Source organism: Microbacterium sp. Z12_35 (genome assembly GCF_058310475.1).
In genome coordinates this window covers 639555-661977 of record NZ_JBZEGJ010000001.1, presented here as the reverse complement: position 1 = coordinate 661977, position 22423 = coordinate 639555, and the positions used below count along the sequence as shown (strand labels likewise).

Below are 22423 nucleotides of genomic sequence, written 5' to 3'. Positions count from 1 at the left end.
CATGGCCGGCCGATGGCACCGCGCGACAGCGACACTCGTGCTGCTCGGGTGCGCTGCGGGCGTGCTCGCGGGTTGCGCACCTCCGGCGGCCCCGAACGTCTGCGTTCCGGAGTTGTCCGTCACACCCGACGATCCCCGCCCCGGACGCATCGTCACGGTGGAGACCACCCGCTCCTGTCCCGGCGAGCTGCCCGAGGGAGCTCGCTGGGACGTCCGCATCCAGCCGGAAGGCGAGCGGATCCCGATCGCGCGTGCCTCCGTCGACCCGGAGCCGGACGGCTCCTTCACGGTGAGCATCACCGTGCCGCCCACGATCGGGCCCGGCCGGGCGGTCGCGCACATCGCGAACTACTGGGACTATGCGAGCTGCCCCGGGAGCGCGAGTTGCGCGGCCGCCGCGGTCATCTTCGACGTTCGCGAGTAGTCAGGCGAACCAGATCGCCAGTTCGCGCGCGGCGGACTCGGGGCTGTCGCTGCCGTGCACGAGGTTCTGCTGGACGGCCACACCCCAATCGCGCCCGTAGTCGCCACGGATCGTTCCCGGGGCGGCCGCGGTGGGGTCGGTGGTGCCGGCCAGGGAGCGGAACCCCTCGATCACCCGGTTGCCCGCCAGGCGGATCGCCACCGACGGACCCGACATCATGAACTCCAGCAGGGGCTCGTAGAAAGGCTTGCCCTCATGTTCGGCGTAGTGCTGCTCCAGCCGGGCGCGGTCGGGTTCCACCAGCCGGATGTCGACGAGCGCATACCCCTTCGCCTCGATCCGGGCGAGGATCGCGCCCGTCAGCCCACGAGCCACACCGTCGGGCTTCACCAGCACCAGGGTCTCTTCGGTCGCCATTGTCATTCTCCGTTCGCGGGTTCGGGATTCCGGGATGCGGCGGCGTTGCGCCGATCGAGGGAAGCCCCCTTGATCGTCGCATACGCCCACATCCCGCCGAAAACGAGCGCCACCAGCACCAGCGCCGGCAACCAGATGCTGCCCAGCGCCAGCACGACCTGAAGAGCCCATCCGACGGCGATCGCCCAGCGGTGGCGCAGGAGACCGGCGGTCAGCATCATGAGGACGGCGAGGACGCTGCCGGCCACCACCGCCCACCACGGTTCGATACCGGCCGGGAGGACGCGCAGGCCATAGGCGACGAGCCCGCCGAGAAAGACCACGATCGACTCGAACCCGAGCACCACGGCCCCGAGTGATTCGGCGGCACCGCGCGGCCGTCGCTGCCGAGGACTCACGCCTGCCATCCGTCTTTCCATCCCTCGATCTCCGACACGCGCAGCGCCTCGCCGGCCAGGACGACCGAACCGGCGATGACGACAGCGCGGCGGTCGGAGGCCGCGGCCCATTCCCGAGCCGCATCCGCCGCATCCTCCACGTTCGGATGAACCGTCACGGTGAGACCTGCCGCCTCGGCCAGGTCGGCGAGGACCTCCGGGTCGGTGGCCCGCTCGGAATCCGGCGCGGTCGCGAAGACGTGCGCCGCTGCGGGCGCGAGGGCAGCGACGATGCCGGCGACGTCCTTGTCCCCCAGAACGCCCAGGACCACGCCCCACTCGTCCACGTCGAAGGAGTCGCTCAACGCTGTCACCAGCGCGCGGGCACCGTGGGGGTTGTGCGCGGCATCCACGAGCACCGTGGGATGCGCACCCACCAGCTGGAGGCGACCCGGGGAGGTCACCTGCCCGAGGCCGTCGCCCACCACCTCGTCGGTCAGAGGCTGGGAGGCCCCGCCGATGAGAGATTCCACGGCGGCGACGGCCAGCGCGGCGTTGGCGGCCTGGTGCGCTCCGTACAGCGGAAGGTACTCGTCCGCGTAGGTCCCGGCGAGGCCTCGGACGGAGATCTGCTGGCCGCCGACGGCAAGACGTTGCGCGTCGAGGGCGAAGTCCTGCCCTTCGAAGGCGATGGTGGCGCCGCGGGAGGCGGCCGCCTCACGGAGGACGGCGGCGACCGCGGAATCCTGTTGCGCCGAGACGACGGCCGCGCCGTCTTTGATGATGCCGGATTTCACACGCGCGATCTCGGTGAGGGTGCTGCCCAGCCGGTCGGTGTGGTCCAGATCGACCGGGGTGAACACCGCAACGTCGCCGTCGGCGGTGTTGGTGGAGTCCCAGGACCCGCCCATCCCCACCTCGAGCACCAGGACGTCGACGGGTGCGTCCGCGGCGACCACGAACGCGAGGACCGTCAGCAACTCGAAGAATGTCAGCGGCGCGTCGCCGGCTGCCGCGAGTTCGGCGTCGACGAGGTCGACGAAGGGCGTGATCTCGTCCCATGCGTCGGCGATAGCAGCATCGGCCACCGGTTCGCCGTCGATCATGATGCGCTCGGTGAACCGTTCCAGATGCGGGCTCGTGAAAAGCCCGGTGCGAAGGCCCAGGGCACGCACGAGGCTTTCGATGATGCGACTGGTCGAGGTCTTGCCGTTCGTCCCCGTGACGTGGATGACGCGGTACGTGCGCTGCGGGTCGTCCAGCAGCTCCAGCACGCGGCGGGTTCGTTCCACGCGGGGCTGCACCCACTGCTCGCCCTGGCGTTGCAGGAGCGCCGCGTACACGGCGTCGGCGCGCGCCCGATCGTTCACAGTGTCTCCTCTGCATCGAGCCGGGTCACCGCGACGCGGAACGCTCCGGCGTTGGCGAATGCCCCGGGCGCGAACTCGCCGGTGTGCTCGGCATCCGCGTCGGGGGTGGATCGCAGCGTGTTACGGGCGAGTACGGTAGCGCCGTCGGCGACGACGCACGCCTCGCGAGCAAGAGTCTCCCCCGCGATGTCGGCGACGTCGAAGGCGGTCGTGACCGCGGCAGCATCGTCGGCGTTCTCGAACGCCAGCACGAGACGGATACGGTCACTGACGTCGAACCCCGCAGCTTTTCGCGTGTCCTGTACCGCACGGATCACATCGCGGGCGAGACCTTCGGCCTCGAGCGCCTCGTTGGTGGTCGTGTCCAGGAGAACCAGACCGCCCGACGGAAGAACCGCGAGCGCCTCGCCCTCCGGTCGCCCGGCCGTCTCCACGTGAAGGTCGTACTCGCCGGGCTGCAACACGACACCGCCCGCCGTCACGACACCGTCCACATCGCTCCAGTCGCCGGAGCGGGCACCCTGGATGGCCTGCTGCACCAGCTTGCCCACCCGCGGGCCGGCCGCCCGGGCGTTGACGTTCAGCCGGTGCGTGATGCCGTACTCCGCCGGGGTGCCGGCTTCGAGTTCGACGAGGTCGATGCGCTTGACGTTGAGCTCGTCGGCGAGGATGTTCTCGAACTGCTGCAGAGCTGCGGCGTTCTCGATGACGACCGTCAGCCGTGGCAACGGGAGCCGCACGCGCTTGCCTTCCCTCTTGCGCAAGGCGTTGGCGACGCTCGAGACCGCGCGCACGGCGTCCATGGCGGCGCGGATGTCTTCCGCGGCGTCGAAGGCGCCCGCATCCGGCCAATCGGTCAGGTGCACGCTCCGTCCACCGGTGAGCCCCTGCCACACCCGCTCCGCGACGAGCGGGAGCAGCGGCGCGGCAACCCGGGTGAGCGTTTCCAGAACCGTGTACAGGGTGTCGAAGGCTTCGCGGGAGGCCGGGTCTTCGTCCCGGACACCGAGCCAGAACCGGTCGCGAGAGCGCCGGATGTACCAGTTGGTCAGCACCTCACCGAAGTCGCGGAGGCGCTCGCTCGCCGTCGTCGAGTCCAATCCATCCAGGTCGGCGGCCACGTCGCGGACGAGCTGCCCCGTCAGCGCGAGGATGTAACGGTCCAGCACATCCGTCGAGTCGGTGCGCCAGGAGGCGTCGTAGCCGCCGGTCGCGGTCCCTGAAGCGGTCGCCGGTCCGCCCGCCGCGTTGGCGTAGGTGGCGAAGAAGTACCACGCGTTCCACAGCGGGAGCAGGAATTCACGGACGCCGGAGCGGATGCCCTCCTCGGTGACGACGAGGTTTCCCCCACGGAGGACGGAGCTGGACATGAGGAACCAGCGCATCGCGTCCGATCCGTCACGGTCGAAGACCTCGCGGACGTCGGGGTAGTTCCGCAGCGACTTCGACATCTTCTGTCCGTCGTTACCGAGGACGATGCCGTGGGCGGACACCGCCTTGAACGCCGGCCGGTCGAACAGCGCCGTGGACAGGACGTGCATCACGTAGAACCAGCCGCGGGTCTGCCCGATGTACTCCACGATGAAGTCGGCCGGCGCGTGCTCCTGGAACCACTCGTGATTCTCGAACGGGTAGTGCACCTGCGCGAACGGCATCGAGCCGGAGTCGAACCAGACGTCGAGCACGTCGTCGATGCGGCGCATCGAGCTGCGACCGGTCGGGTCATCCGGGTTCGGGCGGGTGAGTTCGTCGATGAACGGGCGGTGCAGATCCACGTCACCGTTCTCGTTGCGGGGAAGCCGTCCGAAGTCCACCTCCAGGTCGGCCAGCGAGCCGTACACGTCGACGCGCGGGTACTCCGGGTCGTCGCTCTTCCACACCGGGATGGGCGAACCCCAGTACCGGTTGCGGCTGATCGACCAGTCGCGGGCGCCTTCGAGCCACTTGCCGAACTGACCGTGCTGGACGTTCTCCGGCACCCACCGGATGTCCCCGTTGTTCTCGATCAGGCGGTCCTTGATGTCCGTGACACGGACGAACCAGCTGGAGACCGCCTTGTAGATCAGAGGATTGCGGCAGCGCCAGCAGTGCGGGTACGCGTGTTCGTAGCTGGCCTCGCGGACCAGCCGCCCGCTCTGGCGGAGCATGCGGATGAGGGGGGTGTTGGCGTCCATCCACCGCGTCCCGGCAACATCGGCCACGGCCGGCAGGAAGCGCCCGCCGTCATCGAGCGAGAGGATGGTCGGGATTCCGGCCGCATCGGCGAGACGCTTGTCGTCCTCGCCATAGGCCGGCGCCTGGTGGACGATGCCCGTGCCGTCGGTAGTCGTGACGTAGTCGTCGACGAGGATCTGCCAGGCGTTCCCGGTGCCCCACGTGTCGGCGTCGGCGTAGTAGTCGAAGAGGCGGTCGTACGCGACGCCCTCCAGCTCGGAACCGACGACGGTCTGCTCCACCGCGGCGGCGGCATCCTCCGCCGAGGAGTAGCCGAGGTCTTTGGCGTAGCCGGCCAGGAGGTCGGCGGCCAGGAGATAACGGTGCGCGGAGGTCTCCACCACGTCGTCGGCTTCGCCCCCGGGCGTGCGGTGCACATCGGCGGCGCCGTCCGGCCCGCCCGGCACCACGACATAGCGGATGCCGGGACCCACGGCCAGCGCGAGGTTGGTCGGCAGCGTCCACGGCGTCGTCGTCCACGCCAGGGCGCGCACGCCGGTGAGACCGAGCACTTCGGCCTTGGCGCCCACGAGGGGGAACGTCACGGTCACCGACGGGTCCTGGCGCGACTTGTAGACGTCGTCGTCCATCCGAAGCTCATGGCTGGAAAGCGGCGTCTGGTCCCGCCAGCAGTACGGCAGCACGCGGTAGCCCTCGTACGCGAGGCCCTTGTCGTGCAGAGTCTTGAACGCCCACAGCACCGACTCCATGTAGGTGGGGTCGAGCGTCTTGTAGCCCCGCTCGAAGTCGACCCACCGCGCCTGCCGGGTGACGTATTCCTCCCACTCCCGGGTGTACGCCAGCACCGACGAGCGTGCCTTCGCGTTGAAGGTGGCAACGCCCATCCGCTCGATGTCGTCCTTCTCCGTAATGCCCAGCTGCTTCATCGCCTCGAGCTCGGCCGGCAGCCCGTGCGTGTCCCAGCCGAAGACGCGATCGACCTTCTTCCCGCGCATGGTCTGGAAGCGAGGGAAGAGGTCCTTGGCGTATCCGGTGAGGAGGTGGCCGTAGTGCGGGAGCCCGTTGGCGAAGGGCGGCCCGTCGTAGAACACCCACTCCTCAGCATCCTGGCGCTGAGCGATCGACGCACGGAACGTGTCATCGGAGGCCCAGAAGGCGAGGGTGTCCTCTTCGATCGCGGGGAACCGGGGACTCGGCACGACAGGGTCGGCGGCGGGTCCGAACGCGGACTTCGGGTAGGTCATGTCACTCCAGCAGGTCGTCTTCTCCCTGCGAGGACGACCCTTTCGGCCGCGGTACCACCCCGCGTGACGGATGCTTCGCGCATCCGCCCTCTTTCACTGCGGCTGTGACGGGCCTGACCCGCTCGGTTCTACTGGGGACTGGCGTCCTGTTCTTCCGAGAGCTCCCCGGTGATGGCCGGATCGGTGCTCTTGCATCGATTGTACCCGCCCGCCCGCTACCGTGCGGCGAGCAGTTCCCGCGTGAAGGGATGCTGCGGGTCGGCGAACACCGCCGCTGTCGGCCCCGACTCGACCACGGCGCCGTCCTGCATCACGATGACGTCGTCGGCGACCGATGCGACCACGTCGAGGTCGTGCGAAATGAAGATCATGGTGAGGCCCCGCTCGCGCTGCAGCCGCTCAAGCAGGGCGAGCACCCGCTCGCGCACGGTCGGGTCGAGGGCGGACACCGGCTCGTCCAGCACGAGGATGTCGGGCGCGGGGGCGAGGGCGCGCGCGATCGCGGCGCGCTGCCGTTGGCCGCCGGACAGCTGCGCCGGACGGCGACGCGCGAGCGCGGGATCCAGATCGACCTCGCGCAGGAGCGCCGTTACGGCAGCGGCGCGCTCGGACCGCGCCATCCCGCCGGCGGCGAGGGCTTCGCGGAGAGATCTGCCGATGCGCCAGCGGGGGTCGAAGGCCCCGAGCGCGTTCTGCTGCACGAACTGGATCCGCCGTCGCAGCTGCGTGTCGTGCCCGCTGCCCCACTCCAGTCCCCCGATGCGCACCTCGCCGGCGTCCGGCCGTGATGCCCCGACGATCATGCGGGCGAGAGTGGTCTTGCCCGACCCCGATTCGCCCACCACGGCGACGGTGCGTCCCGCTGCCACGTCGAGGGAGACATCCCGCACCGCGGGGCGGTCGAAGGCCTTCGACAGGTGACGAGCGCTCAGCGCGACCGTCCCGCCTGGCATCGATACGGGACGCGGGTCGTGGCGGGCCGCCGCGACAAGAGCACGGGTGTACGGGTGCTGAGGATCACCGAGCACGGCATCGGCCGCTCCGGTCTCGAGGAAGCGACCGTCCCGCATGACGGCGATGCGATCGGCGACGCGGCGCACCGCAGCGAGGTCATGGCTGATGAGCACGACCGCGACGCCGGTGTCGGCGATCCGGCGGAGGAGATCCAGGACGCGCGCCTGCACCGTGGCGTCGAGCGCGGTGGTGGGCTCGTCGGCGACCAGGATCGCCGGGCTCGCCGCGAGCGCGGACGCGATGAGCGCCCGCTGACGCTGGCCGCCGGACAGTTCATGGGCATACTGACGCACCCGACGCTCCGGATCACGCAGGGCGACGTCGGCGAGGAGTGCCAGAGTGCGCGCGCGACGCTCGGCGCGGGGCATCCTCGGCTCATGCAGCCGGAGCGGCTCCTCCACCTCCGCACCGATCCGCCGAAGCGGGTCGAGAGAGACCAACGCGTCCTGCGAGACCAGTGCGATGCGCGCCCCCCGAAGCCGCCGCCATCCGCGGTCGCCCATGCCACGCGCGTCGATCCCGTCCACCATGAGCTCGTCCGCGTGGACCAGGGCGCCGCTGGGCGACAGTCCCAGCAGAGACCGCGCGGCGAGTGATTTGCCGGCGCCGGACTCTCCCACGATGGCGAGACACTCCCCCGGCGAGACGGCGAAGTCCAGTCCGTCGACGACCACGCTCGCTCCGAACGACACCCGCAGGCCCCGCACACGCAGACCGGTCATGTCGCCCGTCCGTCTGCGCGGGCTCGCACCGCACGGCCGAGGACGGTGGCCGCCACGACGGTGAGCGTGATGGCGGCTCCCGGGAAGACGGCCACCCACCATGCCTGGCCGAGGACGTTACGCCCGCCCGACAGCATCAGCCCCCACTCGGGGGTGGGTTCGGTGGGGCCGAGTCCCAGGAAGCTCAAGCCGGCGGCGGCGAGGATGCTGGAGCCGATCCCGATGGTCGCCAGCACGCTGAGCGACCCGAGGACACCGGGGGCCACATGGCGGACGAAGGCGGCGGGTGCCGGCACACCGAGGATCCGCGCCGCCTCGACGTGCTCCGCTGTTCGCAGGCTGCGCGTCTGGGCGCGTGCGAGTCGCACGTACACGGGGACCGCGGCGACCGTGACGGCGATCGCCACGTTGACGGCGCCCGGGCCGAGGACGGCGACCACGACGAGCGCGATGAGGAACTCGGGGAAGGCCAGCAACACGTCCGTCGCACGCATGGCCGCCGCATCCACCAGTCGCGGGGCGACCCCGGAGAGCGAGCCGACCACCAGACCGACGATCAGCGCCAGCCCCGTCGCGAGCAGACCGATCCCCACCGAGCGTGACGCCCCGTAGACCACACGTGAATACACATCCCGCCCGCTCTGGTCGGTGCCGAACACGTGCTCCGCGCCAGGCGGGAGCAGCGCCTGGGTGACGTCGGTCTGCAGCGGGTCCTGGGTCGCCAGCAGCTGCGGCGCGACCGCCGCCAGTGCCACCAGGCTCAGGACCGTGATGGCCGCGCCCACCAGCACGCGCCCACCAGCGGTCACGACACCCTCCGGGCGCGCGCGGCGGCCGTGCGGGCATCGCGCAGCCGAGGATCCAACAGCGGGTAGAGCACTTCGACGATCGAGGTGACGACCACGAACACCAGCGCGCTCAGCAGGATGATTCCGGTGATCACCGGGAGGTCACGGTCGCTGATCGCGGCCAGGGTGACCCGGCCGAGTCCCGGACGGGCGAACACGGTCTCCACGAGCACGGCCCCGCCCAGCAGCGACCCCACGAAGTAGGCCGCGAGCGTGACGGCGCCCGTCGCGCCGTGGCGCAACGTGTGGCGCAGCGTCAGCCACGTGGGCCCCGCACCCCGCGCCCGCACCGTGACAGCGAAGGGCTGGCGTTCGGCGGCCTCGACACCGTCGCGCAGCACCTGACCCAGAAGGGCCGCCACCGGCAGCGCCAGCGTCACCGCCGGGAGGACGATGGTCGCCGGGTTCCGCGAGCCGGACACCGGGAACCATCCCAGTCCGAAGGCGAACACGCTCAGCAGGAGCAACCCGATCCAGAAGACCGGGGACGACAGGATCACGAGTTCGACCGCCGCGACCACTCCTCGCGCGGTGCGCCCTCGCGCGAGGAGCACGGCCGAGAGGGCGAGGATGGTGGCCAGCACGAGCGCGGTGGCCGTCAGCTGCAACGTCGGTCCGAGTTGACGTCCGATGACGTCGGCCACCGGCATCCGCAGCTGATACGACTCGCCGAGGTCACCGCGCAGCAGTGCGCCGAGGTACGCGACGTACTGCTCGAGGGGCGGGCGGTCGAGTCCCAGCTCGGCACGGATGGAGTCCTTCACGGCGTCGCTCACCTGAGCCTGGGGGCCGAGCATCACCTCGACGGGGTCGCCCGGGATGAGCCGGAAGACCACGAAGGCGAGTGTCGCGGCCCCCCACAGCACCACCAGGACGGACACCACGAGGCCGCCCAGGCGCGCGACCCATTCGCGCGTGCGGGTACCGCTGGTCATCCTGCCCTCCCCGCCGGATGGGAAACCGGGGACGCGCCTCAGCCGACGGTGACGTCGGAGAACAGCGGGCGACCGTACAGGTCGAAGGTGAGCCCCGACACCGTCTCGCCGACGGCGGTGATGAACGACGGGCTGTACAGCGGCACGATCGCGACGTGCTGCGCATTCCACTGCTGGAGCTGCGCGTAGATCGCGGTGCGCGCATCCTGGTCGGTGGCGGCCACGCCCTCTTCGAGCAGGGCATCCACGGCAGGATCGCTCACCTGGGAGGCGTTCTGGAAGCCGTCAGTGTGCAGGTGACTCCGCAGCAGATCGGGGTCCACCCCGGAGAATCCCCAGTCCGTCAGATCGAAGGTCTTCGGCCCGTACTGCTCGTTGTAAGCGCCCGGCTCCAGCACCTCACGAACGACTTCGAAACCCACGGCCCTCAGATCCGACTGGATGGCGTTGGCCAGCGCGACGCGATCGTCGGGCACGGGCGTCCACGCGATCCACCGCGCGGAGAGCCGCACGCCGTCCTTGACGCGGTAGCCGTCAGCATCGCGCTCGGTCCACCCCGCCTCATCCAGAAGCTCGCCGGCCACCTCGGGATCGAACTCCCACGTGCCCTCCAGCGAGGGGTCATAGGCGGGGGTGGTGGGACCGAGGATGCTCCAGGCCCGAGGGAACTGGCCGTGGAAGATCTCGGTGACGGCGGTGTCGACGTCGATGGCGCGGGCGAACGCCTGGCGCACCCGCTCATCGGCGAAGACACCATACTTCTCGTTGAGATACAGGGAGTAGGGCAGCCCCGGGTACGCGATCGAGTCGATGGTGACGGTGTCCGGCAGCTCCACGGCGAGGTTCGGCGGAATGTCGGTCGCCAGATCCGCTTCCCCGCTTTCCACCACGCCCGCTCGCACGGCGGCCTCGGGGAGGATCTCCACCCGCAAGGTCTCGAACTGCGCGGCGCCGCCACCATCCGGCCCCCACGCGTAATCGTCATTGCGCGTGTAGACGATCTCTTGGTCGGGGGTGTATTCGGTCAGTTCGAAAGGTCCGGTACCCACCGTGATACCCGGGCCGCCGGCCTTCAACTGGTCGGCGGATTCCTCCAGCACGGCCGGCGAATAGAAGCCGAGCAGAGCCGTGCTCGCCGCCTGCAGGAACGGCGCATACGGCTGGGTGAAGCTCACGCGGACCGTGTGGTCGTCCACCACCTCCGTGCCGGCGTAGAACTCGCCACCGAGCATGCTCGCCGCCTGCGCCGACGCGGTCTCCGGGTCGGCGATGCGGTCGAAGTTCGCCTTGACGGCCGCAGCATCAAACGCTTCGCCGTCGTGGAAGGTCACGTCATCGCGCAGCGTGAAGACATACGCGGCGCCGTCGTCCTCGATTTCCCACTCCTCCGCGAGCCAGGGAGAGAACGTGCCGTCCGCTTCCTGATGGACGAGGGAGTCGAGCACCGTGCGCTGGACCATCGCCGAGACGTCGAGCTGGCTGGTCTGCGGATCCATGTGCCCGGCGGACAGGTTCGCGCCCTCGATGGCCCACACCACCTCGTCGCCGGCTTCTTGTCCCGCGGGGGCGCACGAGCTGAGCACGAGCGCGCCGAGGAGGCTGAGGGCTGCGGCCGGGACGACCCGGCGCGAGGTACGGAAGGGCATGGCAAAACCTTTGAACGAAGGTGGGAACGGCGTCAACCGTATCGGATTCCTGGACGCGGTCGAACAACGCCGGCCGCGGCTCCCGCATTCCCCCCATCGCGCCCGGATTTGGCCGACCGGCGGAGCGGGCGGAATTCGAGGAGATCTCGCGTATCGAGGGCGAGGTTGCCGCATCCGCCCCTCGATTTCTGCGATCTCCTCGATTCCCGAGTCGGCCAGTTCTCCTCCCCAGGGTGCGCGGGAGTGACGTTATGCACCGGTGCACCCCCGGCTCCCTCGCGGCATCCCCACCGGGGTGAGGATCCCAGGATGGATGTCCTCGGATGGGTGGCCGCACACGGCGGCGTGGTGCGGACCTGCGACCTTCCGCGCCGGTGCGAGCGAACACCGCATCAGGCAGGACATCGCCGCAGGCCTTCTCATGCGGCCCCGCGGCGGGTGGGTCGCGCTCCCCTACGCCGATCCGGATCTGATCGCCGCGGCGCGCGCGGGAGTCGTCCTCACGTGCGTGACGCTGGCAGCGCGGGCGGGGCTGTGGGTGCTGCGCAACAGCGACGATCACCATGTCGCGGCGCCCCGGCATTCCGGCGCTGTGACCGCCAAAGGAGCACATGTGCACTGGGCGGAGCCGCTGGTCCCCCGCATCCCCGGCGCGCTCACGGATGCGCCGGAGAACATGCTCGCGCTGGTCGCCGGGTGCCAACCCTACGAACGTGCCCTGGCGACATGGGAGTCGGCGATAAAAGCGGGAATGGTCGACCTCCATCAGCTTCGTCGACTCCCCCTCACCGGCACCGCGCGGGAAATCGCCTGGGTTGCAACGCCTTTCAGCGACTCCGGGCTCGAGACGTTCGTGCTCATCCGTCTCCGGTGGATGCGGCTGCCGATCGTGCCGCAGGCGTGGATCGCCGCCACAGGGTGGATTTCCTCATCGGTGACAGGCTCGTCCTGCAGATCGACGGCGCGCATCACGTCGGGCAGCAGCGGGCAGAAGACATCGCGCACGACGCGCTCCTCACCACGATGGGGTACCACGTCATCCGGGTCGGTTACATCCAGGTCGTCGACCGCTGGCATGAGGTGCAGGGGCTCGTCATGCAGGCCGTCGCTCAGGGGCTGCACCTGCCGCGCTGACCGTTTTTCGAGGAGATCCCGCAAATCGAGGAGCCGGATGCGGGGTCCGCTCCTCGATATCGGAGATCCCCTCGATTCCCGTGCCGCGCTGAGCTTCCGCCCGCGGACTGCGCGGGCCATTCCCCGCACGCGAACCGCCCAGCCCCGAGGCGGGCGCGGGGTCGGCGCCCACGTTTTTCGAGGAGATTCCGCAAATCGAGGAGCCGGATGCGGGATCCGCTCCTCGATATCCGAGATCCCCTCGTTTTCCGCCGGCTCGCGGGCGTCCCTCACGCGCGTGCACGAAGACCGGCCGCGGGCGGGCGGTAGAATCGAGCACGCCCACACTCAGGCACGCTCACACAGTGCCGCACATATCGAGGAGTTCCCATGGCCGACGCGCACATTCCCGACAAGCCCGCCCTGGAAGGCCTCGAACGGAAGTGGGATGCCGCGTGGACGGAACGCGGCACGTACCTGTTCGACCGCGCCCGTGCCGTCGAAGCCGGTCGCGGCGGCGTCTTCTCCGTCGACACTCCCCCGCCGACGGCGTCCGGGAGCCTCCACATCGGCCACGTGTTCAGCTACACGCACACCGACGTGAAGGTACGTTTCGAGCGGATGCGCGGAAAGACGGTGTTCTACCCGATGGGGTGGGATGACAACGGCCTGCCCACCGAGCGCCGCGTGCAGAACTATTACGGCGTGCGGTGCGACCCGTCGCTGCCGTATGACGCGGAATTCGCCCCGCCGTACGAAGGCGGCGACAACAAGTCGAGCAAGGCGGCCGACCAGGTGCCCATCAGCCGGCGGAACTTCATCGAACTCTGCGAACGGCTGACGGTCGAAGACGAGAAGACGTTCGAGGCGCTGTGGCGCTCGCTCGGACTGAGCGTGGACTGGACGCAGACCTACCGCACGATCTCCGACGACACCATGCGCACGAGCCAGCTCGCGTTCCTGCGCAACCTCGATCGCGGCGAGGCCTACCAGGCGCTCGCGCCGACGCTGTGGGACATCGACTTCCGCTCGGCGATCGCCCAGGCGGAGCTGGAGGACCGCGAGCAGCCCGCCGCGTACCACCGCCTCGCCTTCCACGGCCGCGAGAGCGACGTCTTCATCGAGACGACCCGCCCCGAACTGCTGCCCGCCTGCGTGGCCCTCGTCGCCCATCCCGACGACGAGCGGTACCAGCCGCTCTTCGGCACGACGGTGCGCACGCCGCTGTTCGACGTCGAGGTGCCGGTGTTGGCCCACCCGCTTGCCCAGCCCGACAAGGGGTCGGGCATCGCGATGATCTGCACGTTCGGCGACGTCACCGACATCATCTGGTGGCGCGAGCTCGACCTGCCCAACCGCACGATCCTCGGAAAAGACGGCCGCGTGCTGCCCGAGGCCCCCGACGTGGTTCAGACGGATGCGGCGAAGGCCGCGTACGCGGAGCTCGCCGGCAAGACGGTGTTCAGCGCGAAGAAGCGGATCGTCGAGCTCCTGCAGGAATCGGGCGAGATGGTCGGCGACCCGAAGCCTTTCACCCACGCCGTCAAGTTCTTCGAAAAGGGCGACCGGCCGCTGGAGATCGTCTCCACGCGCCAGTGGTACGTGCGCAACGGCGCCCGCGACGCTGAGCTGCGCGAGCGCCTCATCACGCTCGGCCGCGACATCTCGTGGCATCCCGACTTCATGCGCGTGCGCTACGAGAACTGGACGAACGGACTCACCGGAGACTGGCTCGTCTCGCGCCAGCGGTTCTTCGGCGTTCCGATCCCCGTCTGGTACGCGCTCGATGAGAGCGGTGAGCGCGATTACGGGCGCGTTCTCACACCTGACCTCGCGAACCTCCCCGTCGACCCGACCACCGACGTGCCGCCGGGGTACACCGAAGACCAGCGGGGCGTGCCGGGTGGGTTCGATGCCGAGCGCGACATCTTCGATACCTGGGCGACGTCCTCGCTCACGCCGCAGCTGGCCGGCGGATGGCAGCGCGACGAAGAGCTGTGGAACACCGTCGCGCCGTTCGATCTGCGCCCCCAGGGGCAGGACATCATCCGTACCTGGCTGTTCTCCACGCTGCTGCGCAGCGCCCTCGAGGACGGGCGCGCTCCGTGGACGGATGCCGCGATCTCCGGCTTCATCGTCGACCCCGACCGCAAGAAGATGTCGAAGTCCAAGGGCAATGTGGTGACGCCCGCCGACATCCTCGTGCAGCACGGTTCCGACGCGGTGCGGTACTGGGCCGCCTCGAGCCGCCTGGGGACGGATGCCGCCTTCGACCCGCAGAACCCGACACAGATCAAGATCGGGCGGCGCCTGGCGATCAAGCTCCTCAACGCCGCGAAGTTCGTGCTGTCCTTCCCCGTGCCGGAGGGCGCGGAGGTGACGCACGCGCTGGACGCCTCGATGCTCGCGACGCTGGACGGCGTGGTTCGGGAGGCGACCAAGGCGCTCGAGGGGTACGACCACGCGCGCGCACTGGAAGTCACCGAGTCCTTCTTCTGGACGTTCTGCGACGACTACCTCGAGCTCGTCAAGGAACGCGCCTACGACCCCTCCTCCGACGTCGGCCAGGCGTCGGCCGCCCTCGCGCTGAGGATGGCGCTGTCCACCCTCATCCGCCTGTTCGCGCCCGTGCTCGCGTTCGCTGCCGAAGAGGCGTGGTCGTGGTTCAACGATGGCTCTGTGCACGGCGCGGAGTGGCCGGAGCCGGTCGGGATCGACGGTGACCCGGCGATCCTCACGGCCGTGGGTGAGGCGTTGATCGGCATCCGTCGGGCGAAGACCGAGGCGAAGGTCTCGCAGAAGACCCCCGTGGAGTCGGCGACCGTCGCCGGCCCCCATTCCGCTGCCCTGCAGCTCGCCGAGGGCGACCTGCGCGCGGTCGGCCGCATCGCGTCGATCACATTCACCGACGCCGAGTCCACCTCGGTGCTCGACATCCGCTTCACCCCCCAGGAGGACTGATGCAACTCGGAACCCGCTGGACCTCCGGCCAAACCCCGCCGTCCGCCGTGCCGGAGGTGCTCCACGCCCAGATCGCCGCTGTCGAGCGCCTCCTCCCCGCCGACCAGCTGGCGCACCAGCCGACGCCGCGCTGGACGCTGACCTGGCTGGAACACCGCCCCGTCGCCGAACTGGACACCGGTGTGATCGTCACGGTCGACCCGAACGGCGAGGTCGTCGTGCGCAAGGACGACGACACCGGCATCTCTTAGTCGTCCTCGACCGGCAGGGCGCCCGCCTCGGCCCCGGCTTCCCGCGTGCCCCGGATGAGAAGCCGCGAGCAGGCCAGCGTCGTGATGAGGACCACCGCGGCGGCGACAACGAACGGCAGCCGCAGATCGACGCGCGCCACGACGCCCCCGAGCACGGTGGCGACGGGGAAGAGTCCCCATGTCAGCATCCGGATCACCCCCAGCACCCGTCCGAAGAGCATCGGCGGCACGATCTGCTGTCGAAGGGCGGACCAGGGGACGTTCCAGAGCGACACCGCGAAGGCGAACACGGCGAACGACACGACGGCGACGACCACCCCGGGCGCCAGCCATATCGCCGTCATCCCCGCCACGGCCACGAGGTTCGCGCCCAGCATGACCGGGCCGCGGCCGAAGCGGCGCACGAACCATGCTGCGAGGACCGACCCGAGGATGGCGCCCACTCCCAGGCCGGCCGTGACGAACCCGATGGCCCCGGGGGCGACCCCCTGTTCGTCGAGGAAGTACAGCAGCGTCGTCGCCTGCGCGAAGCTGAACGCCGAACCGAGGACTGAGACGAACACCACCATGGCCCGGAGGTAGCGGTGCCGCGCGAGATAACGGAGAGCGTCCCGCGTCGGGACTCGCGCGGGGGGCGCAGGGACCGCGCCGGGGGCCGAGGGCGGTTCAGCCGAGGTCGACGGAGGCGCCTGGCGGAGCGGTCGCGCGGCCGTCACCGGCAGGAAGAGGGCGAGTACCACCGGCACGAGGTATCCGGCCGCTCCGCACCACAGCGGCAGCGCGAGCGCGACGGCGTAGAGGACTCCCGCGATCGGCGTGGCGACGAAATTGTCGATCGTGACCTGCGCAGTCTGGATGCGCCCGTTGGCGCGCTCAAGCTGATCGCGACGAACGACGCCGGGGACGACGGCATTGGTGGCGTTGTCGAAGAGCGTCTCGCCCAGACCGAACAGAAGGGTGCCGGCGAGCAGGGCGGCCACCGTCACGTCACCGGTCACCCCGAGAATCGCCAGCCACAGCGCGGCCGCGCCCCGCAGCCCATTCGCCGCGGCCATCACCATCCGGCGATCGAAGCGGTCGACGACCATGCCCGCGGGAAGGCCGAACACGAGCCAGGGCAGGAAGGCGAGAGCGCCGAACAGGGAGATGGTCAGCGGGTCACTCGTGAGGGTGGTCGCGACCAACGGCACCGCGGTGCGCCCCACCCCGTCCGCGAAATTGCTGAAGGCGGCGGCGGTCCAGAGCTTGCCGAAGTCTCGTCCCAGGCCGTCACGCGCTGCCCGTCGACGACGACGATCAGGGCGAGCCCCTGTCAGTGCCATCACGGAATCAGGTCCGGATGCACGCCGGATCCGGCGTCGCGCTGCGGTTCCGCACCGCCGCCGCGCGGGAGGAGACGCTCCGCCCCCGACCCGTCCAGAGCTCGGTATGCCGGTATGGCGTGAATGGTCATGTCAGGGTCCTTCGGCAATGCCTTCAGCGGAATACGTGCAAGTCCTCGTTGTCACAAGCTCCGCCTCCGCCTTCCCATTCCCGCTTCCGCGGACCCGGTGCGCCGCCGCCGGGCTCCGCGGCGCTGCGAAGCCCCGGACCCTGGCTACGCTGGCGAGATGGACCGCACCAACCCGCTGCTCACGGCCAGCCCGCTCCCCCACGGGCTCCCCGATTACGCCGCCATCCGGACCGACGACTACCTCCCGGCCTTCGAGCAGGCGATGGCCGCGCAGCGGTCAGCCGTCGACCTCATCGCCCGGGCCGCAGAGCCCCCGACGTTCGAGAACACCTTGCGGGCGCTGGAGGACAGTGGCGAGAAGCTTGAGCGCGTCGCCCACACGTTCTACACGGTCTCATCGGCGGACGCGACGCCGGAGATCCAGGACATCGAAGAGACGCTCGCCCCGCTGATGTCCGCGCATCAGGACGCCATCGCGCTGAATGCGGAGTTGTTCGCGCGCATCCGAGCGATTCGCGACCGCCTCGACGAGCTGGACCTGACCGACGAGCAGCGCTATCTCGTGCACCGTCGATTCCGGGAGATGTCCCGCGCCGGCGCAGGTTTGAGCGAGGACGAGAAGTCGGTCCTCATGGACATCAACCAGCGACTCTCGGTCCTGACCACGACGTTCGAGAAGAATCTGCTGGCGGACACCAATGATCTCGCGGTCGTGTTCGACGACGCAGCCGAGCTCGACGGGCTGTCGGAGGGTGAACTCTCCGCGGCCGCTCAAGCCGCCGACGATCGCGGACTTCCCGGAAAGTACGTCGTCACACTGACCCTGTTCACGGGCCATCCGTATCTGTCCACACTGACCGTCCGCGACAGCCGCCGACGACTCCTCGAGGCCTCCCGCTCCCGCGGTACCCGGGGCAACGCCCACGACAATCGCGACGTCCTGCGGGAGATTGCGCGCCTCCGCGCTGAACGGGCGCAGCTGCTCGGCTACACCAGCCACGCCGCCTACGTGACGGCGGACCAGACCGCCGGCTCGCCCGAGGCCGTCCACGGGATGCTCCGCCGGCTCGCTGCCCCCGCCGCCCGCAACGCCCGCCGAGAGGAGGAGACGCTGCAGCATCTTCTCGACGAGGAACACGGCACGTTCACCCTGGAGGCGCACGACTGGGCGTTCTACACCGAGAAGGTCCGCGCAGCGGAATACGACCTCGACCGCACGGCGCTCCGTCCCTGGTTCGAGGCAGAACGCGTGCTGCAGGACGGCGTCTTCTTCGCCGCGGAACGCCTTTACGGCATCCGATTCCGTGAGCGGGATGATCTCACCGCGTACCACCCGGACGCCCGCGTGTTCGAAGTTTTCGAGCCCGACGGCTCGCCACTCGGCTTGTACGTCCTCGACCTTTACACCCGCGACACCAAGCGCGGCGGCGCCTGGATGAACTCCATCGTCACCCAGTCCGAGCTCCGCGGCACGACGCCCGTCGTGGTCAACAACCTGAACGTCTCCAAGCCCGCCGCCGGAACCCCGACGCTCCTCACCCTCGACGAAGTCACGACGCTCTTCCACGAGTTCGGGCACGCACTGCACGGGCTTTTCGCGCGTGTGACGTATCCGCACTTCGGTGGAACGGCGGTGTTCCGCGACTTCGTCGAGTTCCCCAGCCAGGTGAATGAGATGTGGATCTTCGACCCGGAGGTCCTGGCGAACTATGCCCGGCATGTCGACTCGGGCGAGCCCCTTCCCACCGATGTCGTCGACCGGCTCCACGCGTCCGAGGCGTTCAACCAGGGCTTCGCCACGAGCGAGTATCTTGCCGCGTCCTGGATCGACCAGGCGTGGCACGGGTTGTCGGCGGCGGACGCGGCCGCGGACATCGACGTGTCCACGTTCGAGCAGGCGGCGTTGGCCGACATCGGCCTGGACAACCCGGTCGTGCCCCCTCGCTACGCCTCGACGTACTTCCAGCACGTGTTCTCGGGCGGATACAGCGCCGGATACTACTCGTACATCTGGAGCGAGGTTCTCGACGCCGACACCGTCGAGTGGTTCCGGGAGAACGGCGGCCTGCGCCGCGACAACGGCGACCGATTCCGGGCGCGGCTGCTCGGAGTGGGCGGGGCGAAGGATCCCCTGGAGGCCTACCGCGACTTCCGCGGCCGCGACGCGGACATTCAGCCGCTGCTGGAACGTCGCGGGCTCACCGACTGACCGCACTCACGGCAGCGACCCCAGAAACGCGCGGATGCGGGAGGCCAGCTCCTCCGGGATCTCCGCGGCCGTGAAGTGCCCGCCCGCCGCGAGGCGCTCGAAGACGCGCAGATCCCGGTAGAACCGGCGGGCGAGCACCTCCGGGTAGTCGTGCTCGTGCCGTTGGATGAACACCGCCGCCGGGACGTCGGTGGGCGCCATGGGCTCCGGCTGATCGGCGCCTTCGTAGTACGGGCGGAAGGACGTTCCGATGGACTGCGTGACCCAGTAGATCATCGCTTCCGTGAGAAGCCGCTCCCGGCTGATGCGTGCTTCGATCCGGGCCGGGTCACCGGGGGCGACGTCAGCCCACTCGACGATCTTTTCGACGAGCCACGCCAGCAGACCGGCCGGCGAGTCGTTCAGCGCCGTCGCAAGGGTGTCGGGTCGTGTCGCCTGGATCTGGCCGTAGCCTCCGTGGAGCTGATGATCAGCGGCCAACCGCTCGAAGAAGGCCTGCACGTCGGGCTCGTCGGCCCTCGCGCGCTCCGCCGGGGAACCGAAATGCGCGTGCGTGGCCACAATCGCCCGCACCGCGTCGGGGTGGGTCGAGGCGAGCAGGTCGCTGACATTCGCCGACACGTCCTCCCCGTAGGTCACATAGCTCCGGTAGCCCAAGACCTTGGTCATGAGGGCGTGCATGGTCTCCGCGAGGCGGAGTTCCGTCATCGGGGCATCGGCGTACGGCTCCGAAAACGCGAAACCGGGAAGGCTCGGGAGGACGACATCGAAGTCGGGAAGACGATCGGCCAGCTCGAGTTGGAGTGCGAACGTGTGCGGCCACCCGTGCATGATCAGCAGCGCGGGCGCGTCCGGCGCCGTGGACTTCCGGTGCACGAAGTGCAGGCGGGACCCGTCGATCCCGGTGAGGTACTGCGGATGCGAATTGAGCCATTCCTCCCGCGCGCGCCAGTCGAAGACGATCCACGCATCCACGAGTTCGCGAAGGTAGGCCGCTGTCATCCCCGACGGCATCCGCCTCGGGGAGTCAGCGAGCAGCCGCGCACCGCGCAGACGCGCCCGCAGATCGTCGAGGACGTCGTCCGGAACGGAGATACGGAAGGGCCTGGGCGTGCTCATTCCGCCACGCTAGAGGCACCCGCCGACAGCGGAGTGGCTGAGTCAGGCGCTCTTGCGCTTCTGGTGCAGCACGAGCGTCGGAGTCGCGCCCTCGTTCACGGACGGCTGAGTGATGATCACCTTGGCCACGTCGTCGGCCGAGGGGATGTCGAACATGATCGGCCCGAGGACGTCTTCGAGGATGGCGCGGAGCCCGCGAGCGCCCGTCTTTCGGCCGACAGCGAGATCGGCGATGGCACGCAGGGCGTCTTCCTCGAACTCGAGCTGCACCCCGTCGAGCTCGAACATGCGCTGGTACTGCTTCACGAGGGCGTTCTTGGGTCCGGTGAGGATCTCCATGAGCGCGTCCTGATCGAGCGGGTGCACCGAGGCGACGACGGGCAGACGTCCGATGAACTCCGGGATGAGACCGAACTTGTGCAGGTCTTCGGGCAGGACCTCCCCGAAGAGGTTGAGGTCGCCGCCCTTGTCGTGCAGTGGGGCGCCGAAGCCCACACCGTGCTTGCCGACGCGGGAGGAGATGATCTCCTCGAGCCCGGCGAAGGCACCGGCGACGATGAACAGAACGTTCGTCGTGTCGATCTGGATGAACTCCTGATGAGGGTGCTTGCGCCCGCCCTGCGGGGGGACCGAGGCGACGGTGCCTTCCAGGATCTTCAGCAGTGCCTGCTGCACGCCCTCCCCCGACACATCGCGGGTGATGGAGGGGTTCTCGGCCTTACGGGCGATCTTGTCGACCTCGTCGATGTAGATGATGCCGGTCTCGGCGCGCTTCGTGTCGAAGTCAGCGGCCTGGAGGAGCTTGAGCAGGATGTTCTCGACGTCTTCGCCGACGTAACCGGCCTCGGTGAGGGCCGTGGCATCCGCGACGGCGAACGGCACATTGAGTCGCTTCGCCAGCGTCTGGGCGAGGTAGGTCTTGCCACACCCGGTCGGGCCGAGCAGCAGGATGTTGCTCTTGGAGATGTCGACGTCTTCGGCGCGCTGTTCGGCGGGCTGGAGCGTGCCGTGCGCACGGATGCGCTTGTAGTGGTTGTACACGGCGACCGAGAGCGCACGCTTGGCCGCGTCCTGGCCCACCACGTACTCCTCCAGGAAGGAGAAGATCTCGCGGGGCTTGGGCAGGTCGAACTCGGAGACGACGCCGGCGGAGGACTCGGCCATCCGCTCTTCGATGATCTCGTTGCAGAGTTCGACGCACTCGTCGCAGATGTAGACGCCGGGGCCGGCGATCAACTGCTGGACCTGCTTCTGGCTCTTTCCGCAGAAGGAGCATTTGAACAAGTCGGCGCTCTCACCGATGCGTGCCATCCGGCTCCTCCTCCTTCGGCAGGGTCATACAGGATGCTTCGAGCCTAACCGCTGGGGCCGACATCGGAGCGTATTGCGACGGCGACGGATCGGCGCCGCCTGGAACGCCGAAGCCCCGCCGGTGTGCGGCGGGGCTTCGGATTCGATCAGCGGGTGAGAGCGGCCGCTGGGGTTCGCTTGCGCGTGGTGAGGACCTGGTCGACAAGTCCGTACGTGACCGCCTCTTCGGAGGAGAGGATCTTGTCACGGTCGATGTCCTTGTTGACCTCCTCCTGCGAGCGGTGGGAGTGCTTTGCGAGCGTCTCCTCGAGCCAGGTGCGCATCCGCATGATCTCCTGCGCCTGGATCTCGATGTCGGAGGCCTGACCGTGGCCGGCCTCGCCCATCGCAGGCTGGTGGATCAGGATGCGCGCGTTGGGCAGCGCGAGTCGCTTGCCCGGCGCACCGGCGGCCAGCAGGACAGCGGCAGCCGAGGCTGCCTGTCCGAGGACGACGGTCTGGATCTGCGGCGAGACGTACTGCATCGTGTCGTAGATCGCGGTCATCGCGGTGAACGAGCCACCGGGCGAGTTGATGTACATGATGATGTCGCGGTCGGGGTCCTGGCTCTCCAGCACCAGCAACTGCGCCATCACGTCGTCGGCGGACGCGTCATCGACCTGCACACCGAGGAAGATCACGCGGTCTTCGAACAGCTTGTTGTACGGGTCCTGGCGCTTGTAGCCGTAGGCCGTGCGCTCCTCGAACTGCGGGAGGACGTAGCGGCTGCCGGGCATCTGCAACGCCTGCGGGTTCGCGCCGCCGAATGTGGGTGTCTGCATATCGGGAATGTCC

The 22423-nt window shown here is 69.2% G+C and carries 18 protein-coding genes; 5 read left to right on the top strand and 13 right to left on the bottom strand.

Features of this window, described 5'->3' with window-relative positions:
- Position 1 precedes the first annotated feature (1 nt).
- Positions 2-424: a hypothetical protein gene (locus tag AC4FS1_RS03350; protein WP_491152627.1), complete on the top strand. Its 423-nt coding sequence runs from the start codon at positions 2-4 to the stop codon at positions 422-424.
- Here AC4FS1_RS03350 and ndk read toward each other — a convergent pair whose 3' ends face one another.
- From ndk to AC4FS1_RS03310, 8 genes are all read right to left on the bottom strand, one after another.
- A complete protein-coding gene (gene ndk / locus AC4FS1_RS03345; RefSeq protein ID WP_491152625.1) occupies positions 425-841 on the bottom strand; it encodes a nucleoside-diphosphate kinase in 417 nt (138 codons plus the stop codon).
- A 2-nt stretch (positions 842-843) separates the two neighbouring features.
- A complete protein-coding gene (locus tag AC4FS1_RS03340; RefSeq protein ID WP_491152623.1) occupies positions 844-1248 on the bottom strand; it encodes a DUF4233 domain-containing protein in 405 nt (134 codons plus the stop codon).
- Positions 1236-2588, bottom strand: coding sequence for a bifunctional folylpolyglutamate synthase/dihydrofolate synthase (locus AC4FS1_RS03335; RefSeq protein ID WP_491152621.1), 1353 nt, complete (start codon positions 2586-2588; stop codon positions 1236-1238). Before AC4FS1_RS03335 ends, AC4FS1_RS03340 begins: the two co-directional genes overlap by 13 nt.
- Positions 2585-6007 carry an isoleucine--tRNA ligase gene (ileS, locus tag AC4FS1_RS03330; protein WP_491152619.1) on the bottom strand — a complete coding sequence of 1141 codons (3423 nt, stop codon included), beginning with the start codon at positions 6005-6007 and terminating at the stop codon, positions 2585-2587. The genes AC4FS1_RS03335 and ileS overlap by 4 nt, the downstream gene beginning before the upstream one ends.
- 215 nt (positions 6008-6222) lie before the next feature.
- Positions 6223-7743: a dipeptide ABC transporter ATP-binding protein gene (locus AC4FS1_RS03325; RefSeq protein WP_491152618.1), complete on the bottom strand. Its 1521-nt coding sequence runs from the start codon at positions 7741-7743 to the stop codon at positions 6223-6225.
- Positions 7740-8552 carry an ABC transporter permease gene (locus AC4FS1_RS03320; RefSeq protein WP_491152616.1) on the bottom strand — a complete coding sequence of 271 codons (813 nt, stop codon included), beginning with the start codon at positions 8550-8552 and terminating at the stop codon, positions 7740-7742. Before AC4FS1_RS03320 ends, AC4FS1_RS03325 begins: the two co-directional genes overlap by 4 nt.
- A complete protein-coding gene (locus AC4FS1_RS03315; RefSeq protein ID WP_491152615.1) occupies positions 8549-9526 on the bottom strand; it encodes an ABC transporter permease in 978 nt (325 codons plus the stop codon). The genes AC4FS1_RS03320 and AC4FS1_RS03315 overlap by 4 nt, the downstream gene beginning before the upstream one ends.
- A gap of 38 nt (positions 9527-9564) precedes the next feature.
- A complete protein-coding gene (locus AC4FS1_RS03310) occupies positions 9565-11172 on the bottom strand; it encodes an ABC transporter substrate-binding protein (protein WP_491152613.1) in 1608 nt (535 codons plus the stop codon).
- Positions 11173-12090: 918 nt separating this feature from the next.
- Here AC4FS1_RS03310 and AC4FS1_RS03305 point away from each other — a divergent pair.
- The 3 genes from AC4FS1_RS03305 to AC4FS1_RS03295 all read left to right on the top strand — a co-directional run bounded on the left by AC4FS1_RS03305 (position 12091) and on the right by AC4FS1_RS03295 (position 15497).
- Positions 12091-12306 carry a DUF559 domain-containing protein gene (locus tag AC4FS1_RS03305; RefSeq protein WP_491152611.1) on the top strand — a complete coding sequence of 72 codons (216 nt, stop codon included), beginning with the start codon at positions 12091-12093 and terminating at the stop codon, positions 12304-12306.
- 369 nt (positions 12307-12675) lie between these two features.
- Positions 12676-15246, top strand: coding sequence for a valine--tRNA ligase (valS, locus tag AC4FS1_RS03300; RefSeq protein WP_491152609.1), 2571 nt, complete (start codon positions 12676-12678; stop codon positions 15244-15246).
- Positions 15246-15497 carry a hypothetical protein gene (locus AC4FS1_RS03295; protein WP_491152607.1) on the top strand — a complete coding sequence of 84 codons (252 nt, stop codon included), beginning with the start codon at positions 15246-15248 and terminating at the stop codon, positions 15495-15497. The genes valS and AC4FS1_RS03295 overlap by 1 nt, the downstream gene beginning before the upstream one ends.
- On the opposite strand, the gene AC4FS1_RS03290 is transcribed toward AC4FS1_RS03295, so the two are convergent.
- Both AC4FS1_RS03290 and AC4FS1_RS03285 read right to left on the bottom strand, forming a co-directional pair.
- A complete protein-coding gene (locus AC4FS1_RS03290) occupies positions 15494-16819 on the bottom strand; it encodes an MFS transporter (protein ID WP_491152604.1) in 1326 nt (441 codons plus the stop codon). The two genes, AC4FS1_RS03295 and AC4FS1_RS03290, sit on opposite strands and share 4 nt — an antisense overlap.
- The gene (locus AC4FS1_RS03285) at positions 16819-16950 is read right to left on the bottom strand and encodes a hypothetical protein (RefSeq protein ID WP_491152603.1); all 132 of its coding nucleotides are present in this window, start codon (positions 16948-16950) and stop codon (positions 16819-16821) included. The genes AC4FS1_RS03290 and AC4FS1_RS03285 overlap by 1 nt, the downstream gene beginning before the upstream one ends.
- Before the next feature lie 157 nt (positions 16951-17107).
- Here AC4FS1_RS03285 and AC4FS1_RS03280 point away from each other — a divergent pair, with 157 nt between their 5' ends.
- Positions 17108-19159, top strand: coding sequence for a M3 family metallopeptidase (locus AC4FS1_RS03280; RefSeq protein ID WP_491152601.1), 2052 nt, complete (start codon positions 17108-17110; stop codon positions 19157-19159).
- Between the two features lie 6 nt (positions 19160-19165).
- Here the strand turns inward: AC4FS1_RS03280 and AC4FS1_RS03275 are convergent, their stop codons facing one another.
- The 3 genes from AC4FS1_RS03275 to AC4FS1_RS03265 form a co-directional block, all read right to left on the bottom strand.
- Positions 19166-20278 carry an epoxide hydrolase family protein gene (locus AC4FS1_RS03275; protein ID WP_491152600.1) on the bottom strand — a complete coding sequence of 371 codons (1113 nt, stop codon included), beginning with the start codon at positions 20276-20278 and terminating at the stop codon, positions 19166-19168.
- A 42-nt stretch (positions 20279-20320) separates the two neighbouring features.
- Positions 20321-21589 carry an ATP-dependent Clp protease ATP-binding subunit ClpX gene (gene clpX / locus AC4FS1_RS03270; protein ID WP_491152598.1) on the bottom strand — a complete coding sequence of 423 codons (1269 nt, stop codon included), beginning with the start codon at positions 21587-21589 and terminating at the stop codon, positions 20321-20323.
- A gap of 146 nt (positions 21590-21735) precedes the next feature.
- Positions 21736-22410 (bottom strand): ATP-dependent Clp protease proteolytic subunit, encoded by a 675-nt coding sequence (locus AC4FS1_RS03265; protein ID WP_491152596.1) that lies wholly within the window; start codon positions 22408-22410, stop codon positions 21736-21738.
- Between the last annotated feature and the right edge of the window lie 13 nt (positions 22411-22423).